This is a genomic window from Streptomyces sp. NPDC101151 (assembly GCF_044768335.1).
Taxonomy (GTDB): Bacteria; Actinomycetota; Actinomycetes; order Streptomycetales; family Streptomycetaceae; genus Streptomyces.
On sequence record NZ_JBIWPP010000005.1, the window covers coordinates 208,309 to 226,094 of the forward strand.

Genomic DNA, 17,786 nt, shown 5'->3' on the forward strand with positions numbered 1-17,786 from the left:
TAGTGGACACGATTGCCAGCCTCTTCAGCTTCATCACAACACCTGTTTCCTGGGTCATCGTCCAGTTCCACGCGGTGTACGGCGCCATCTTCGGCCCTGACACCGGATGGGCCTGGGGCCTGTCCATCGTGTCCTTGGTGATCCTGATCCGTATCTGCCTGATCCCGCTCTTCGTGAAGCAGATCAAGGCGACCCGGGCCATGCAGACGCTGCAGCCCGAGATGAAGAAGATCCAGGAGCGCTACAAGAGCGACAAGCAGCGTCAGTCCGAAGAGATGATGAAGCTGTACAAGGAGTCGGGCACCAACCCGCTCTCCTCGTGCCTTCCCATCCTGGCGCAGTCCCCGTTCTTCTTCGCCCTGTACCACGTGCTCAACGGCATCGCGTCGGGCCAGACCATCGGCGTCATCAACGAGTCGCTGCTGGAGAGTGCCCGTAAGGCACACATCTTCGGGGCTCCGCTCGCCGCGAAGTTCAAGGACGGCGCCGACACGATCCACGCCCTGGGCGCCTCGGTCACCGACGTGCGCGTGGTGACCGTGGTCATGATCGTCCTGATGTCTGCGTCGCAGTTCTACACGCAGCGCCAGCTGATGACGAAGAACGTCGACACCACGGTGAAGACGCCGTTCATGCAGCAGCAGAAGATGCTGATGTACGTCTTCCCCATCATGTTCGCCGTCTTCGGTATCAACTTCCCGGTCGGTGTCCTCGTCTACTGGCTGACCACCAACGTGTGGACCATGGGTCAGCAGATGTACGTCATCCACAACAACCCGACCCCGGGTTCCAAGGCCCAGGCCGCCTACCTGGAGCGCCTCACCAAGCACATCACGCAGCACGGCAAGGTCAGCCGCCGGAGCGAGAAGACCATCGTCAAGGCGATCGTCACCAAGGGCCGTGACCGCAACGAGTTCGAGCGCAAGTTCATCAACGGCCTGACCAAGGCGGGCCTCGCGGCCCAGGCCGACGGCACCGTTGTGAAGGGCGAGAGCCAGGCGGTGGCGCAGGCAGAGGACGGTACGACCACCACTGCCACCGCTCCTCGGCGCCAGCAGCCCAAGCGCCAGAGCAAGGCCCAGCGCCAGTCCGGTGTGTCCAAGCAGGAGGACGACGACCAGCCGCCCACCTCGCTGGAGAAGTCCGACGAGCCACAGGACGCCAAGCCCGCCGCTGCCAAGCAGCCCCAGAAGCCCGGCTCCGGCACCCGCAGCAAGGCCCAGTCCGGCCAGCGCAAGGGTGGCCCGCAGCGGCCCAAGTCCCCGTCCAAGAAGTAAGAAGGAGCCCATCCCGTGACGGAAGGCACCACCTCCGCCGCTGCCGAGGGTGCAGACACCCTCACCCGCCTGGAGCAGGAGGGTGAGATCGCGGCGGACTATCTGGAGGGTCTGCTGGACATCGCCGACCTCGACGGCGACATCGACATGGACGTCGAGGCCGATCGCGCCTCCGTGTCGATCATCAGCGACAGCGGCAGCCGTGACCTGCAGAAGTTGGTCGGGCGGGACGGCGAGGTGCTGGAGGCGCTCCAGGAGCTCACGCGCCTTGCCGTGCACCGGGAGACCGGCGACCGCAGCCGGCTGATGCTGGACATCGCGGGCTACCGGGCCAAGAAGCGCACCGAGCTTTCCGAGCTGGGTGCCAAGGCCGCCGCCGACGTCAAGAACACCGGCGAACCCGTGAAGCTCAAGCCGATGACCCCGTTCGAGCGCAAGGTCGTGCACGACGCGGTCAAGGCTGCCGGACTGCGCAGCGAGTCCGAGGGCGAGGAGCCGCAGCGGTTCGTCGTCGTGCTGCCCGCCTGATCGGACACACACGTTTCACCGGCCCCGTCTGTTGAGCAGACGGGGCCGAACTTTGTCAGCCTGGTAGTTCTGGTGGCCGGTGCGCGAAGCGCCGGCGCTGTACGGAAGGACGGTCCCCGTGACGGAGGCAGCGGAGCTTCCCCCCGCGCCCGAGCAGGCTCGGGAAGTGTTTGGTGATCGCTTCGCCGATGCGGTCCGCTATGCGGAGCTGCTTGCCGAGGCGGGCGTGCAGCGTGGGCTGATCGGCCCGCGCGAGGTGCCCCGCCTGTGGGAGCGGCACCTGCTGAACTGCGCGGTCCTCTCGGAGGCGGTCCCCGAGGGGGTGACCGTGTGCGACGTCGGCTCGGGCGCCGGCCTGCCGGGCATTCCGCTGGCCCTGGTCCGGGACGACCTGAACATCACCCTGCTGGAGCCCCTGCTGCGGCGCACCACCTTCCTCACCGAGGTGGTCGAGCTGTTGGGCCTGGATCACGTCACCGTGGTGCGGGGCCGGGCCGAGGAGGTCATGGGCAAGCTGCAGCCGGTGCATGTGGTGACGGCCCGTGCCGTGGCCCCGCTGGACCGGCTCGCCACCTGGGGCATTCCGTTGCTGCGCCCCTACGGCGAGATGCTCGCGCTCAAGGGTGACACCGCCGAGGAGGAGCTGAAGGCGGCGGCGACCGCACTCAGCAAGCTCGGTGCGGTGTCGACATCCATCCTGCACGTGGGCGAGGGCGTGGTGGATCCCCCGTCCACGGTCGTACGGGTCGAGGTGGGCGAGAGCCCGGGCGGTGTGCGTTTCGCCGCCAAGCGGGCCAAGGCGGCACGGACGGGGCGGGTGCGCCGACGCCGCTGACGCTTGAGAGCGACGTCTCTGATCCGTCCTGACGACGAGACGTACTCCACACAAGCTGCCAAACCTACGCGAGCCGGAGTGTCGCGAGGGTCCGGTCGCTGTCGCTGTGCATCGTGTTTCACGTGAAACGTCGATCACTGCTGCACGGCATCATCAGTCGTGGCCGCGCTGCGGCCGAACCGCGTGACCGCAAGCCTCTCGGGTCACTCGGAGAGGCATCAGAGTTGTCCACAGAGGTGGATTTCTCCACAGAACAACAGGCCTCACTGGTTCACGACCCCGAAGGCATGGGAGGCTCTGTTCATTGCGAGCCTGAAGTCGAGGAGAGTGAATCCTTGCGGTCCGACGCCAACATCGCGGGACCGATGACCGATCCGGTCCCCGGTCCCCGTACCGAGTCGTTGGGGACGGATGTTTCACGTGAAACACCGTCCCCCATGGACGACACTCCCATCGGTCGTGCTGCCCAACTGGCGGTGGAGGCTCTGGGCCGCGCCGGCGAAGGGCTGCCGCGACCCGAGCAGACCCGAGTCATCGTGGTCGCCAACCAGAAGGGCGGCGTCGGCAAGACGACGACGACCGTCAACCTTGCCGCTTCGCTGGCTCTGCACGGCGGCCGCGTCCTGGTGATCGACCTCGACCCGCAGGGCAACGCGTCCACGGCGCTGGGGATCGACCATCACGCCGAGGTTCCCTCCATCTATGACGTGTTGGTGGAGAGCAAGCCTCTCGCCGAGGTCGTCCAGCCCGTCCCTGATGTCGAAGGCCTCTTCTGCGCCCCCGCCACCATCGATCTCGCCGGTGCGGAGATCGAGCTGGTGTCCCTGGTGGCCCGGGAGAGCCGGCTGCAGCGCGCCATCCAGGCGTACGAGCAGCCGTTGGACTACATCCTCATCGACTGCCCGCCGTCGCTGGGTCTGTTGACGGTCAACGCACTTGTCGCGGGCCAGGAGGTCCTCATCCCCATCCAGTGCGAGTACTACGCGCTGGAGGGCCTGGGCCAATTGCTGCGCAATGTCGACCTCGTGCGGGGCCACCTCAACCCCACCCTGCATGTGTCGACCATCCTGCTCACCATGTACGACGGCCGGACGCGTCTCGCCTCGCAGGTCGCCGAAGAGGTGCGCACCCACTTCGGCGACGAGGTGCTGCGGACGAGCATCCCTCGCTCGGTCCGTATCTCCGAGGCGCCGAGCTACGGGCAGACGGTGCTGACCTACGATCCTGGATCGAGCGGCGCCCTCTCGTATCTTGAGGCGGCCCGAGAAATCGCGCTGAGGGGCATCGGCGTCAGCTACGACGCGACCCAGGCCCACATCGGTGCCCAGAACGACCCGAACATGGTGGAGGGGATCCAGTGAGCGAGCGACGGAGGGGGTTGGGCCGTGGACTCGGCGCACTGATCCCTGCTGCCCCGACCGAGAAGAACCCCGCTCCGGCCGCGATGGGGAGTGGAGCGTCCCTGTCCCCGGCAGCGGTCCCGGTGCTGACGACCGACCGCGGGGTGGCCGCGGCGAAGGTGGCCACGCTGCCGCCTGTGTCCCATGAAACCGAGGAGCCCTTGGTGAGCCCCGTGGTGGAGGCTCCCGAGGCTCCGGTGGGCGCTCACTTCGCCGAGCTGCCTCTGGACTCCATCACGCCGAACCCGCGCCAGCCGCGTGAGGTCTTCGACGAGGACGCCCTCCAGGAGCTGGTCACCTCCATCCAGGAGGTCGGTCTCCTCCAGCCCGTCGTCGTACGGCAGCTGGGTCCCGCCCGCTACGAGCTGATCATGGGTGAGCGCCGCTGGCGGGCCTGTCGCGAGGCCGGCCTGGAGGCCATCCCGGCGATCGTCCGGGCCACCGACGACGAGAAGCTCCTTCTGGACGCCCTGCTGGAGAACCTGCACCGGGCGCAGCTGAACCCGCTGGAAGAGGCGGCCGCCTACGACCAGCTGCTGAAGGACTTCAACTGCACGCACGACCAGCTGGCGGACCGCATCGGGCGCTCTCGCCCGCAGGTCTCCAACACCCTGCGACTGCTGAAGCTGTCGCCGGCGGTCCAGCGGAGGGTCGCCGCCGGGGTCCTGTCCGCCGGGCATGCCCGGGCCCTGCTGTCCGTCGAGGACTCGGAGGAGCAGGACCGGCTGGCCCATCGGATCGTGGCCGAGGGCCTCTCGGTACGAGCCGTCGAGGAGATCGTGACCCTCATGGGCTCGCGGCCTCAGACGCCCCAGCGGTCCAAGGGACCGCGCGCCGGTGCCCGGGTCTCCCCGGCTCTGAGCGAACTGGCCACTCGGCTGTCGGACCGCTTCGAGACCCGGGTGAAGGTCGATCTCGGGCAGAAGAAGGGCAAGATCACCGTCGAGTTCGCCTCCATGGAGGACCTTGAGCGGATCCTCGGCTCTCTCGCCCCGGGCGAGGGGCCGGTTCTCCAGCAGGGTCTCCACGACAGCGAGTCCGAGGAGCAGGACGACTGATCCTCCGGCGGTCCCGTCGGAGGGTGCAAGGGAGCGGATCGTGTCCGGTGCGTACCGGAAGACGGTCCGCTCTTTGCTTTGAGGCGCTATCGAGGGAATCGCATCGTGGATACGATGCGGATGGGGTATGGCGCATCCACCTGGCAGATCTCTGAGTGGGGAGCAGGGGCCATGCGATCGATGAGCCGCACCGGACTGGTGAGCGCGGGTCTGGGCCTGGGGGCCGTCGGCGGATTCGTCGGCAGCCTGCTCAGGGAACGAAGTGCTCTGACGGCCGCTCGCGACGCGGCGGGCGAAGGAAGCGAGGAACAGCCTTCATGGGGCGCCGGCTCGTACCGCTCACGCTGGACAACCTTCAGGACCTTCCCAACCGCTGTCGCTCGTGCGTCTTCTGGGAACTCGACCCCGTCAGCGGCGAAGCCGCGATAACGGCGGGCACCTCCGCGCTCGAGAAGGAGTCGTGGATCTCCGCCGTTCTGCTGGACTGGGGATCATGCGGCCGAGTGGTCTACGTCGATGACGTCCCTGTTGGCTTCGTGCTCTACGCGCCGCCTGCTTACGTGCCACGCTCCACGGCATTCCCCACGAGCCCGGTCTCCCCGGATGCCGTCCAGCTGATGACGGCGTTCATCATGCCCGGCTATCAGGGGCAAGGGCTGGGCCGGGTGATGGTCCAGACGGTCGCCAAGGACTTGTTGCGCCGGGGCTTCAAGGCGATCGAGGCGTTCGGTGACGCCCGCTGGAAGGAGCCCGCCTGTCTGCTCCCCGCCGACCATCTCCTGGCCGTGGGTTTCAAGACGGTCCGGCAGCACCCCACACATCCCCGTCTGCGGCTGGATCTGCGCTCTACGCTCTCCTGGAAGGAAGACGTGGAACATGCCCTGGACCGGCTCCTGGGGGCCGTCCAGAAGGAACCGGCGCTGCGTCCGCTGTAGCGGGGGACATCAGCCGAGGACCTCATGCACCTCATGCAAATGGGCCAACCCGCAGGGGTTGGCCCATTCGTGTTTCACGTGAAACATGTGCCGTCCGCTCGACGGCGTTGCACGACTACTCGGCGATGAACGCTTCGAGGTCGCGCACGATGGCGGCCTTCGGCTTGGCACCGACGATCGTCTTTGCGACCTCGCCACCCTGGTAGACGTTCAGGGTCGGGATGGACATGACGCCGTACTTGGCGGCCGTGTCCGGGTTCTCGTCGATGTTGAGCTTGACGATCTCGATCTTGTCGCCGTACTCGGCGGCGATCGCCTCGAGCGACGGGGCGATCTGGCGGCACGGACCGCACCAGGCGGCCCAGAAGTCCACCAGGACAGGCTTGTCGCTCTTGAGGACGTCCTGCTCAAAGGAGGCGTCGGTCACTTGCTTCAGGGTGCCGGCCACGGCGGGCTCCTTAACTTGGTCGTACGGTGGGGCGGGGAACGAGAGGGGTCAGACGGTGACGATCGTCTCGGCTCAGGCGTTGGCCTCGTCCGCGAGAGCGGAGAGCAAGCGCTCGGCGTCGAGGGCGGCGGAGCAGCCGGTGCCGGCCGCGGTGATCGCCTGCCGGTAGGTGTGGTCGACCACGTCGCCGGCGGCGAAGACACCGGTCAGGTTGGTGCGGGTGGACGGAGAAGCGACCTTCAGGTAGCCCTCCTCGTCCAGGTCCAGCTGGCCCTTGAACAGCTCGGTGCGCGGGTCGTGGCCGATGGCAATGAACAGACCCGTCACGGCCAACTCCGACAGCTCGCCCGTCTTGACGTTGCGCAGCTTGAGAGAGGCGAGCTTCTGGTCGCCCTGGATCTCGGCGACCTCGCTGTGCCAGGCGAACTTGATCTTCGGGTCGGCAAAGGCACGCTCCTGCATCGCCTTGGAGGCGCGCAGGCTGTCACGGCGGTGGACGATGGTCACGGACTTGGCGAACCGGGAGAGGAAGGTGGCCTCCTCCATCGCGGTGTCGCCGCCGCCGATCACGGCGATGTCCTGGTCCTTGAAGAAGAACCCGTCACAGGTGGCGCACCAGGAGACACCGCGGCCGGAGAGGGCGTCCTCGTTCGGCAGGCCGAGCTTGCGGTGCTGCGAGCCGGTGGTGACGATGACGGCCTTCGCCCGGTGGACCGTGCCCGCGGTGTCGGTGACGGTCTTGATCTCACCGGTCAGATCGACGGAGACGATGTCGTCCGGGATCAGCTCGGCGCCGAAGCGCTCTGCCTGCGCCCGCATGTTGTCCATCAGATCGGGACCCATGATGCCGTCGCGGAAGCCCGGGAAGTTCTCCACCTCAGTGGTGTTCATCAGCGCGCCACCGGCGGTGACGGCGCCCTCGAAGACCAGAGGCTTCAGCGACGCGCGCGCGGTGTAGAGCGCCGCCGTGTAGCCTGCGGGCCCTGAGCCGATGATGATCACGTTACGGACGTCGCTCACGGCTTGATTCCTCGTCTCTGGTCTGTTCAGTCGACCGGTGGGAGCCCCTTTCAGAACTCTCACCCCACCCAACGGATCCTACGGGGCGCGCATTCCCGGTGTGTCCGGGCACACGGGGATCGCACACGGTACGGATGACCGCGCAGAGGCAGACGAATCCTTCTTCGGACTCAGGACCGAGAGAAGGACTGTTTGAGGAGGACCTTGCCGGCGGAGGCGGGCTGCTGATGGACGCAGGCCGCGTCGACGACATACGCCGTGACCCGGGTGGTGTCGTCGGCGTCGGGCAGCACGACGAGATAGGCGCTCTTGCCGGCGTAGGTGCCTGTCTTGGCGCCGAGGACGTCGTCACCGCCGTTGATCGCCTGCCGGACACAGTCGGGAACCGAGGGCTGGGTCTGGATGAGGGTGTTCGCGCTCTGGGTCGACGCGGGGCTGTTCTGCTCGGAATCGACCCCCGATCGCGGCCGCCCGCTGTCGGACCCGCGGTGCGTGTCCTTCTTCGTGGCGAGCAGACCCTTCACCTGGCTCTGCACGCTGTCCCCGGAGAAGGCAGTCGCGGACGCCGACGATGTACCGGGTGCTGCCCTGTCGGAGCCGTCACTGCCGAGCGACTGCAGGACCAGGGACCCGGCTCCCAGGAAGGCAGCGGTGAGGACAGCGCCCAGGACGACAGACCTGCGACGCCGCCCTCGCTCGCGGCCCTTCCGTCCCGGACCGGTCGACGCGTGCGGGCGCCCGGCGGGGCGATCCGACGGGACAGATGTTTCACGTGAAACACGACCGCCGGTGTCCTCGCCGTCCGCGTCATCGGACCCGGAGACCAGGACTGGCACGTCCAGGGCCTCAGGAGAGGCGGCGGCCGGCAGTGCTTCGGCAGCGAGGGCGGCGTCGATACGCCCGACGATGTCCGCCGGCATCCGTGGCGGGGCCGGCACGGCGCCAAGCAGCCCCCGGATCTCCTCCAGGGAGGCATGGGCATCCGCACACAGCTCGCACTCTTCCAGATGGCGCCGTACATCAGCGCTGCGATCCGGTGGGAGGAGGCCTTCGGTGAGGTCGGAGATCTCGGCGACGTCCGGGTGCCCGGCCGTGTCTGTCGAGGAAGTCACGCTCGCCCACCTCCGCCCTTCACTACAGCTGAATCGCTCGGACCCGTACCAGCGGGACCTCTGTCATGCGGCCCCGTCGCAGGTGGGACGGATGTCCCCTGCACCCGGTTCCGTCCCGGCCCGGGTTCTTTTTCGTCGCCTGTGCTTCCGGGCCGCAGATGGGTGAGCAGGGGAAGGAGTCTGGCTCTGCCTCGGGCACACCGGCTCTTCACCGTCCCCGTGGGCACATCAAGGATCCGAGCGGCTTCGGCCACGGGGTATCCCTGCATGTCCACGAGGACCAGGGCCGCACGCTGCTCATACGGGAGCGTGCCGAGCGCCTCCAGGAGCTGCCGGTGCAGATCGTTCCGCTCGGCGGGTGCGGAAGCCGACTCGTGCGGCTCCAGCAGCTGCTCCAGCCGCTCGGTGTCGTCCACCGGAGCGGTCTTCCGCGATGCCGCTTTTCGCGCCCGGTCCAGGCAGGCATTCACCGTGATCCGGTGCAGCCAGGTCGTGACGGCCGACTGCCCCCGGAAGGTATGGGCAGCCCGGTAGGCCGACACCAACGCATCCTGAACGGCGTCAGCGGCCTCCTCCCGGTCCCCCAGCGTCCGCAGGGCAACCGCCCAGAGCCGGTCCCGATGCCGCCGCACAATCTCACCGAATGCATCGGGGTCGCCTTCTACATGGCGGGCGAGCAGGTCCTGGTCGCTCACTCCGTCGTATCCGGCGTCCTCTGCCATCTGTCCCCTCCGGGTCGGGTGAGACGTCAGCCCGTGAACCGCACTTCGCTGATGGCCTGCTTGTAGCCTGCGCCGGCGTATGCGGCCGAGTCCGACCCCGAGTACGGTACGGCGGTCAGCCATACGAGGACGTACTGCGTCTTCACTGACTTGGTGAGCTTCACCGTAGCGGTCGTGTCCGCCGTTTGGACGCTGCCGATCTTGTCCATGGAGTCCAGCGAAGCAGGCGTCAGCGAGTCGGCCGCGTACAGCTCGACCGTCGTGTGATTGCCCCCGTAACGAAGGCCGATCGTGGCGGTGCTGAGGTTCTTTGCCGATCCGAGGTCATAGACGATGCCAACGCCCGGCTTGTAGGGCGCGATCGGAGGACCTTCGGTGAAGGTCTTGGTCCTCCAGTACGTCGAGCCATCGCCGTCGTGGGTCTTGTCGACGTCGTTGGGGTGCTGGGCATCTCCCTTGGCGACGAACTCCTGAGCTTTCTGGATCCCTATCGGCGTCGGCTTCGGCCTCGTGTCGTTCTTGTCGCCGCCGTCCTGTGTATGCGTGTTGTTGGTGTCGTCCGACTTGTCACTTTGGTCCATCAGCGCGTCCGCCAGTTGCCAGCTGCCCAGGCCCAGCGCGGCGATGAGCAGCGCCGAGACCGTCCACTTCAGGACCTTGCCTGTGCGGCTCTGCAGCGGAGGCGGCGGGGTCGCCAGCGGCTGCGTGACACCGGGGCCGGGCCCGGGGCGACCGTAGGTGCCCTGCTGGTACGTCGTGCGCTGGTACTCCGGCGGGGCCGTGAACGACGGCTCCGGCGGGCGGATGCGGGGCATCTCACCGATCGCCTTCACCAGCTCCTCCGGCGTGGTGCACGGAGCCTCGTGGCGGGACGCGGTGGCCCCGTCGTTGACGAGGGCACGCATGGCGAGTTCGGACAGGCCGCGGTGGATACCGGCGCGCACCTGGTCGGGTGCGATCAGCCCGATGTGCTTGGGCAGGCCGGACAGGCCGTAGGCGTCGTTCTCGTACGGCCAGCGCTGGGTCAGCGCCGCGTACAGCAGGGCGCCGATCGACTCGGTGTCGGTGCGCTGCGGGGTGTCGGAGTTGATGCCGCGCAGCGCCGCGTTCACGGCGAGGCCACGGATGCGCCACTGGCCGGTCGAGGCGCGCAGTACGGCGTTCGGGTTCAGCCGCAGATGGGCGAGGCCCTCGCGGTGTGCGGCGGCCATGGCGGAGGCGACCTGACTCACCATCTGGTAGGCGTCGTGCGGCTCCATGGGGCCGGCCGCCAGCAGCGTGGTCAGCTCGGTGGCGTCGGGCAGCCATTCGTGCACGACATAGACGAGGTCGTTCTCCTCGACGGCGTCCAGAACCTGGACGAAGCGTGGATCGCCGAGCAGCGCGGAGGAACGGGCGGCGGCCAGTACCGACCGGGCCCGTGCATGGTCCGCGGGCAGGGTGTGGACGCCGACGGCGCGACGGAGCTTCTCGTCGACCGCACGCCAACTGCTGAATCCGTCCAGACGGGTGACGCACTCCTCGAGACGGTAGCGTCTGGCGAGTTTGTGACCGCTGTGCAGTTCTGGAGGCGAGGCCTTCTTCCGTGGACCTTCCGTCCCGGGGCTCCCCTGCGCCTCCTTGCTGTCCGTGTCACGCTCCGGGTTCTGGGCCACCCCGTCGGCCGTGGACTGGTCCGCCTTGGCGGTCAGCGGCTTGTCGCCGCTGTTGTCTGCCACGTCGACGGCAGCCGTGCTCCGATCCGCCACCGTCGTCCCTGCCTCCCCATCCGTTGCACGCTGTCCGACGCCGAAACCAATTGTGCCCACAGTCCGGCGCTATGCACGACACACAGCTGCGGACGATGGTTGTGCGCCTACCCCCACCTCAGCGCCCCAGACGCCCGCGCACCATTCCCACGAGCGAATTGAGCTCCTCGATCCGCATCCGGCGCGCGGCCACGAAGAAGACTCCGAGCAGCACCGCTCCGCCGACGAGCAGCGCGGCGAAGGAGCCGACGACGCCCTGGCCGAGGGTGTGTCCGATGCCGTAGCAGGCCGCGCCGCTGAGCAGGGCCGCCGGCACCGACGCGATTCCGAGCCGAGCATAGGTCCGCAGCACCCGGGTGCCGTCCAGGTCACCGCCGAGCCGCTTGCGCAGCCGCTGCCAGGCGATGCCCACTCCGATGGCGTAGGCGAGGCCGTATGCGGCCGCCATGCCTGCCACCGCCCAGCGGGACGGCAACAGGAAGTAGCAGAGCAGGGACGCGCTCGCGTTCACCGCTGCCACGATCACGGTGTTGTAGAAGGGCGTGCGGGTGTCCTCGTAGGCGTAGAAGGCGCGCAGGACGACGTACTGGACGGAGTACGGGATCAGGCCGAGGGCGAAGGCCATCAGCATGTAGCCCATGTTCACGGCCGAGCTGGTGCCGGCCGATCCGAAGATCAGCGTGCACATCGGGATGCCCAGTGCGAGAAAGCCGAAGGAGATGGGCACGATGGCGACGGCAGTGGTGCGCAGGCCCTGGGAGATGTCGTCCCGGACGGCCCCGCTGTCGCCCTCGGCGGCCGACCGCGAGATGCGCGGCAGCAGTGCGGCCATGAGGGACACCGTGATGATGGCCTGCGGGAGGCCCCAGATCAGCTGGGCGTTGGCATAGGCGGCGAAGCCGGTGCCCTTGACGCCGGAGTCGTCACCGGCGGCGGTGGACAGCTGGGTCACGACCATGGCGCCCACCTGGTTGGCGAGAACGAACAGGATCGTCCACTTGGCGAGCATCGCGGCCTTGCCCAGGCCGTGGCCCCTCCAGTCGAACCGCAGCCGGATCCGGAATCCGGTCTCGCGCAGGTAGGGGATCATCGCGAGGGCCTGTACGACCAGACCGAGCAGTACACCTACACCGAGCAGTCGCTGACCCTGCGGAGGGATGCTGGCGACGTCCAGGTGGGAGTTGGCCGCGGTGCCGTAGACCCAGATGAACGCGCCGAGCGAGACGATGATGACGATGTTGTTCAGGACAGGGGTCCACATCATCGCGCCGAACTTCCCGCGCGCGTTGAGGATCTGACCCATCACCACGTGGATGCCCATGAAGAAGATCGAGGGCAGGAAGTAGCGGGTGAAGGTGACCGCGACGTCGTTGGCCGCCGGGTCGTCGGCGATGGTGGGGGACAGCATCCGCACCAGCAACGGCGCCGCGAACATCGCAAGACCGGTCAGCGCGGCCAGGGCCACCATCACGAGGGTCAGCAGCCGGTTGGCGAAAGCCTCGCCGCCGTCTTCGTCCTCCTTCATGGACCGCACCAGCTGCGGCACGAAGACGGAGTTGAGACCACCACCGACGGTGAGGATGTAGATCATCGTCGGCAGCTGGTAGGCCACCTGGAAGGAGTCGGCGAGGAAACCGAGACCCAGTGCGGCGGCGATCAGCGCGGAGCGGACGAAACCGGTGAGCCGGGAGACCATCGTGCCCGCCGCCATGACGGCGCTGGACTTCAGCAGCCCGGAGGCACGCCCGCCCTTCTTCGCGGCCGGAGCCGCGGGCGCGGCAGCCTGGGCGGGCCCGGACGGACCGGCCGGCTCGGGGACCGTGGCCGGGGCCGGCACGGGGGGCTGCGCCGGGTTTCCGCCGATGGGAGGACCCGCCTGGATGGGGGTCTCGGTGTACTGGTTCACCGGCTGGGGGCTCTGAGTGTTCGGCGGCGCCGGGTACGGGCCCATGGGGCCCTGCTCGGCGCTCGGTGCGGCAACCGGGCCGGAGAAGGCCGCGGGGTCCATCGGAGCGGCCCCGCCAACCTGCTGCTGGTCCCGGAAGAGGTGGGCGAAGGCGTCCGGCTCGTGGTACTCCTCGCCGGAGTGCGAGACCAGGTCGTCCACGCCCACGAACTGGGTCGTACGCGGGTCGTCACCGTACGGCAGATGCTGGGTGGTGCCCTCCGGCTCCGGCGCCGGGGTCTGCGCCCACACGCGCGGGTCGGGGGCATACGGCGACTGCGCCGGAGGGGCGTACAGCGGCTGCTGCTGCTCGTGGGTGCCCGGAGGGGGCGGGGGGTGGGCGGCACGGTCGTAGAGCGCCTCGGCGACCGGGTCCTGGGCGGTCAGATCGTGCGCCCGATAGGGGTCCTGGTCGTAGGCGTCCTGGAGGTACATGTCCGCCGCGTGCTGCGGCGGCACCTGGCCGGGCTCGGGCGCCGGCTCGGGGTAGCCCGAGCCGGCCGCGCCCTGGCCGCGGTCACCGTCGTACGGCGCGTTCATGGTTACCCCACCTCATCGTCCCGGGCCACACCGGCCACGACATCGCTCAACGGTCCACTCTCTCACCCGTCCCGGACGGGTCGGCGCTTTCCGGTGCGGTGTCCGGTGCAGGGTCACTCGCCTGCTCCGGGTCGTCTGCCCCGGAGGGGGCATCGGACTCCTCCGGGAGACGGTCCCCGGGGGCGCCGGGGTTCCCAGGCTCGTCGCCGGGGCCCTCCCCCGCGGCGTCGGGGCCGTCGTCCTCTGCCTGGCGGGCGGCCGCGCGCTTGCGCTGCGTGTACATACGGAAGCCTGCGAGGACGAGCAGCAGCACGCCGCCGCCGATGACCAGCATGACGGTGGGTGTGACCTCGGTGACCTTCACGTCGAAACTGACCGCGTCGCCGTACTCCAGGCCGTCTTCGGTGTACAGCTGGGCGATGACCGTGACCCGGCCGTTGGCGTTGGCCGAAGTGGTGAACTTCACGGACTGGCTGTGCCCGCCGGAGACCTCGACCGGCTGCTCGTAATAGGCCTTGCCACCGATCTTGAGGCGGGTCGGCTGCGTCGAGGTGAGCCGCAGAACCAGGTGGCTCACGGGCTGGACGAGGTTGTTCTGGACGGTCACCGGGATGGTGGCGCTGCGCCCGGAGAGCTTGGTCTCGGACTTGTCGATCAGCTTGACCTGGTCGGCGAGCTCGTCGAGCCAGGTCTCCACGTCGCCCCGGAAGCTGTCCGCCTCCGAGCTGCGGCCTCGCCACGACGTGGACATCTCACGGTTTATGGCCCGCCCGAACGGGGTGACCACGCGGGACTGGTCGCTGAGGATCACCTTGAAGTTGTCGAGCTTGTCCTGCGTGCGCGCGATCTGCTCGAAGGCCGTCCTCGGCAGCTCCTGCTTGCGCAGCGAGGAGGGGTACGCGGACGTGGAGGGGATGCGCGTGGTGGCATCCGGGTCCGGCTTGGCCTTGGCAGCCGCGGTGAGGTTCTGCGACTGCGACCAGGTCCCGCCCTGGAGCGCGTTCACCGCCGCCGCCATGGCCTGAGCCTGGCTGGCCGACGGCATGCGCTGCGGGGCGACGAGGATGCTGCGCTGCTCGTCCGTCTGCGCGTTCACTTCCAGGCTCTGGGCCAGGAACTCCTGCACGGCCAGCGTGGCCGAGTCCGCCTTGGTCAGATCGCCCTCGAAGGCCGTGGACAGCCGTGCGTCGGCCACGACCGCCGTCGTACCGCCGCCGACCGGGCGGGCGGTGGAGGGGGTGTAGGACAGCCCGGCGGTCTCCTGGAGGCTGTCGCTGCGGGCGATCACCCGGTCGGCACCCGCAGAGGTGGCGACCTTCATGATCGACGGGTCTACGGCGCCTTCAACGGGCCACGCGAAGTCGGTGCTCGGTGTGACATGCAGCACGGTCTTCACGGTGGTGGCGGCGACGTCGGTGGCGTCCTTGAGATGGCTGAGCGAGCCGGTGACGCTGGTGCCGTTGTGGGCGAGCGAGGCGAGGTCGGGGTCTGCGAAGGGCAGCGCGACGACTTCCTTGCCCGCTACGGCCTTCTGCAGGGCCGCCAGCCACTGCTTGGCGACCGCCTGGTGGGTGCCGGCCGTCGTGGTGCCGCCGTCGCCCTGGATCCGGTAGCTGCCCGCCATCGCGTCCACGGACGCCAGCAGGTCCGGGTCGATCACCCAGGTGACGTCGAGATCCTTGCCCAGCTCCAGCATCTGCGCCAGCCGGCCGCCCGGGGCGATCTCCTTGGCCAGGTCGTCGTTGAGGAAGACCGGCGTCTGCAGCTCGCCGGCGCCCGTCCTGGCCGTCATGTGGACCGTGGAGATCAGCGGCCACAGGAATGTCGTCTTCGTCTTCGTGTCGGCGTCGGACGGCTGCCACGGCAGGAACGTCCGCTGGATGCCGAGCACCCGGTCCCACGGCTGTGCGGCCGTCTGGCCGGACAGGGAGACCCCGAACTCGTAGACGCCGTCCTCGCCCAGGTCCAGCTTGTCCACCGGGACCGAGATGCTGAAGTGCTCAGCGATGCCAGGGGCCAGCTTCGAGAACTCCTCCTCGTACTTTCCGCCGATTTCGGAGCCGGTGCCGGTCCGGAGGTCGGCGGGGTGCTGTGCGAGGGCGTCGATCGCCGAGCGCGTGTTCAGCATGGGACCCACCCGCAGGCCCACGTGGGCGTCCGTGACGGTCCGCTTGCCGTTGTTGGTCACCGTGCCGGACACGGTCAGCGTGTCCCCGTCCGTGGGGGCGCTGGGGCTGAGCGAGTCCAGGGCGACGGACACCGTGTCGGAGGAGGCTGCCTGCGCCGACCCCGCGGCGGGCAGCTGGAGGAGTCCGGCCAGCAGAGGCGCCCCGGCGAGCAGTGCTCCGGTGCGCCTCAACCACCGGCGCACGGGTGAGGCACTGGTCCCCTGGAAGTCAGCCGCCTCGGCCACGCGCTCGCCCGTCCCTCGTCGTCGTCAGTGGTCGTCGGAATGTGCGTCCACGCATGGTAACGATGCGCGCTGAGGGGAAGTGCCGCGGTCCGCTCGACAAGATCGGGGAACAGCGGCGACCCGTCCTCTATATCCAGTATCGAGGGGAGAACCGTCGTACGCCGCAAGCGCAGTGCTTGTGTGGGTATGACGGGAGCCGTCCGCGCCCCTAATCGAGGCGCCCCGGGCGGCCGGGGCCACGTACCCTCTTTTGTTGTGCCGAACGCCAACGATGACAATCCCTCTGCCCTGAGCCAGGCGCAGCAGCGCGCTGTGAGCGAGCTGCTACGGGTGGCACCCGTAGCCGACGACCTCGCCCGCCGCTTCCAGGAGGCCGGGTTCTCGCTCGCCCTGGTGGGCGGCTCGGTCCGCGACGCGCTGCTCGGCCGGCTCGGCAACGACCTGGACTTCACCACCGACGCGCACCCCGAGGACGTACTGAAGATCGTGCGTCCATGGGCGGACGCCGTCTGGGAGGTAGGGATCGCCTTCGGCACCGTCGGCGCGCACAAGGGCGGCTACCAGATCGAGATCACCACCTACCGGTCGGAGGCGTACGACCGCACCTCGCGCAAGCCTGAGGTGTCGTACGGCGACTCCATCGAGGAGGATCTGGTCCGCCGGGACTTCACAGTCAACGCGATGGCCGTGGCACTGCCGGAGAAGGAGTTCGTCGACCCGCACGGCGGCCTGGAGGACCTCGCGGCCCGGGTGCTGCGTACCCCTGGTACCCCCGAGGACTCGTTCTCGGACGACCCGCTGCGGATGATGCGGGCCGCACGGTTCGCCGCCCAGCTGGACTTCGAGGTCGCCCCCGAGGTCGTCACCGCGATCACGGAGATGGCCGGGCGGATCGAGATCGTCTCGGCCGAGCGGGTCCGGGACGAGCTGAACAAGCTGATCGTCTCCGCGTTCCCGCGCAAGGGCCTGAGCCTGCTGGTCGACACCGGACTGGCCGACCACGTCATGCCCGAGCTGCCGGCCCTGCGTCTGGAGAGTGACGAGCACCACCGGCACAAGGACGTCTACGAGCACACACTGATCGTGCTGGAGCAGGCGATCGCGCTGGAGGAGGACGGTCCCGACCTCACGCTGCGCCTTGCCGCCCTGCTGCACGACATCGGCAAGCCGCGCACGCGCCGTTTCGAGAAGGACGGCCGGGTCTCGTTCCACCACCACGAGGTGGTCGGCGCGAAGATGACCAAGAAGCGCATGACGGCTTTGAAGTACTCCAACGAGCTGGTGAAGGACGTCTCACGGCTGGTCGAACTCCATCTGCGCTTCCACGGCTATGGCACCGGCGAATGGACGGATTCGGCGGTACGCCGCTACGTCCGTGACGGCGGCCCGCTCCTGGACCGCCTGCACAAGCTGACCCGCTCCGACTGCACCACGCGGAACAAGCGGAAGGCAGTGGCGCTGTCGCGGGCCTACGACGGCCTGGAGGAGCGCATCAGCCAGCTCCAGGAGCAGGAGCAGCTGGACGCGATCCGTCCGGACCTCGACGGCAACCAGATCATGGAGATCCTGGGAGTCGGTCCCGGCCCCCTCATCGGCAAGGCGTACAAGCACATGCTGGAGCTGCGCCTGGAGTACGGCCCGATGGACCACGACGCGGCGATGACGGCCCTCAAGGAGTGGTGGGCCGAGCAGAGCTGAGGCCGCGGCCGGGGGGGGGGGGGGGGTTGTCGCAAAACCACCCCCCCCCCCAGGGCGGGGGGGGGGGGTGGTGAAACGACGCCACCCCGGGGTGGGGGGGCGTCGGG

At 68.7% G+C, this 17,786-nt stretch carries 14 protein-coding genes; 7 read left to right on the forward strand and 7 right to left on the reverse strand.

Features of this window, described 5'->3' with window-relative positions; translation table 11 throughout:
* The first annotated feature begins 2 nt into the window (after window positions 1-2).
* The 6 genes from yidC to ACIRU3_RS11840 all read left to right on the forward strand — a co-directional run bounded on the left by yidC (window position 3) and on the right by ACIRU3_RS11840 (window position 6,033).
* Entirely contained in the window at window positions 3-1,277 is a 1,275-nt protein-coding gene (yidC, locus tag ACIRU3_RS11815) for a membrane protein insertase YidC (protein WP_404054944.1), read from the forward strand.
* Between the two features lie 15 nt (window positions 1,278-1,292).
* Window positions 1,293-1,805, forward strand: a complete 513-nt coding sequence (locus tag ACIRU3_RS11820; protein WP_404054947.1) for a protein jag — start codon at window positions 1,293-1,295, stop codon at window positions 1,803-1,805.
* Window positions 1,806-1,923: 118 nt separating this feature from the next.
* Complete coding sequence (rsmG, locus tag ACIRU3_RS11825; protein WP_404054950.1) at window positions 1,924-2,640, forward strand: 16S rRNA (guanine(527)-N(7))-methyltransferase RsmG; 717 nt, start codon at window positions 1,924-1,926, stop codon at window positions 2,638-2,640.
* Window positions 2,641-2,927: 287 nt separating this feature from the next.
* Entirely contained in the window at window positions 2,928-4,001 is a 1,074-nt protein-coding gene (locus ACIRU3_RS11830; RefSeq protein ID WP_404054953.1) for an AAA family ATPase, read from the forward strand.
* Window positions 3,998-5,098, forward strand: a complete 1,101-nt coding sequence (locus ACIRU3_RS11835; RefSeq protein WP_404054955.1) for a ParB/RepB/Spo0J family partition protein — start codon at window positions 3,998-4,000, stop codon at window positions 5,096-5,098. Before ACIRU3_RS11830 ends, ACIRU3_RS11835 begins: the two co-directional genes overlap by 4 nt.
* A gap of 317 nt (window positions 5,099-5,415) precedes the next feature.
* Entirely contained in the window at window positions 5,416-6,033 is a 618-nt protein-coding gene (locus ACIRU3_RS11840) for a GNAT family N-acetyltransferase (RefSeq protein ID WP_404054958.1), read from the forward strand.
* A gap of 115 nt (window positions 6,034-6,148) precedes the next feature.
* On the opposite strand, the gene trxA is transcribed toward ACIRU3_RS11840, so the two are convergent.
* From trxA to ACIRU3_RS11875, 7 genes are all read right to left on the reverse strand, one after another.
* A complete protein-coding gene (gene trxA, locus ACIRU3_RS11845; RefSeq protein ID WP_404054961.1) occupies window positions 6,149-6,481 on the reverse strand; it encodes a thioredoxin in 333 nt (110 codons plus the stop codon).
* 72 nt (window positions 6,482-6,553) lie between these two features.
* Window positions 6,554-7,501: a thioredoxin-disulfide reductase gene (trxB, locus tag ACIRU3_RS11850; protein WP_404054964.1), complete on the reverse strand. Its 948-nt coding sequence runs from the start codon at window positions 7,499-7,501 to the stop codon at window positions 6,554-6,556.
* Between the two features lie 170 nt (window positions 7,502-7,671).
* On the reverse strand, window positions 7,672-8,613 hold the full coding sequence (locus ACIRU3_RS11855) for an anti-sigma factor family protein (protein ID WP_404054966.1): 942 nt from the start codon (window positions 8,611-8,613) through the stop codon (window positions 7,672-7,674).
* Window positions 8,610-9,335 carry an RNA polymerase sigma factor SigM gene (sigM, locus tag ACIRU3_RS11860; RefSeq protein WP_404054969.1) on the reverse strand — a complete coding sequence of 242 codons (726 nt, stop codon included), beginning with the start codon at window positions 9,333-9,335 and terminating at the stop codon, window positions 8,610-8,612. The genes ACIRU3_RS11855 and sigM overlap by 4 nt, the downstream gene beginning before the upstream one ends.
* A 26-nt stretch (window positions 9,336-9,361) precedes the next feature.
* Window positions 9,362-11,083, reverse strand: coding sequence for a protein kinase family protein (locus tag ACIRU3_RS11865; protein ID WP_404054971.1), 1,722 nt, complete (start codon window positions 11,081-11,083; stop codon window positions 9,362-9,364).
* A 118-nt stretch (window positions 11,084-11,201) separates the two neighbouring features.
* Window positions 11,202-13,568, reverse strand: a complete 2,367-nt coding sequence (gene murJ / locus ACIRU3_RS11870) for a murein biosynthesis integral membrane protein MurJ (RefSeq protein ID WP_404054973.1) — start codon at window positions 13,566-13,568, stop codon at window positions 11,202-11,204.
* A 46-nt stretch (window positions 13,569-13,614) separates the two neighbouring features.
* The gene (locus ACIRU3_RS11875) at window positions 13,615-15,981 is read right to left on the reverse strand and encodes a DUF6049 family protein (protein ID WP_404054977.1); all 2,367 of its coding nucleotides are present in this window, start codon (window positions 15,979-15,981) and stop codon (window positions 13,615-13,617) included.
* A gap of 255 nt (window positions 15,982-16,236) precedes the next feature.
* On the opposite strand from ACIRU3_RS11875, the gene ACIRU3_RS11880 reads away from it, so the two are divergent.
* Window positions 16,237-17,679 carry a CCA tRNA nucleotidyltransferase gene (locus ACIRU3_RS11880; RefSeq protein ID WP_404054980.1) on the forward strand — a complete coding sequence of 481 codons (1,443 nt, stop codon included), beginning with the start codon at window positions 16,237-16,239 and terminating at the stop codon, window positions 17,677-17,679.
* Window positions 17,680-17,786: the final 107 nt, after the last annotated feature.

What these genes read in the sequence shown, in the direction of transcription:
- ACIRU3_RS11830 (WP_404054953.1), top strand. Translation starts at nt 2,928, where the DNA reads ATGGGAGGCTCTGTTCATTGCGAGCCTGAAGTCGAGGAGAGTGAATCC.
- ACIRU3_RS11840 (WP_404054958.1), top strand. Translation starts at nt 5,416, where the DNA reads ATGGGGCGCCGGCTCGTACCGCTCACGCTGGACAACCTTCAGGACCTT.
- sigM (WP_404054969.1), bottom strand. Translation starts at nt 9,335, where the DNA reads ATGGCAGAGGACGCCGGATACGACGGAGTGAGCGACCAGGACCTGCTC.
- murJ (WP_404054973.1), bottom strand. Translation starts at nt 13,568, where the DNA reads ATGAACGCGCCGTACGACGGTGACCGCGGCCAGGGCGCGGCCGGCTCG.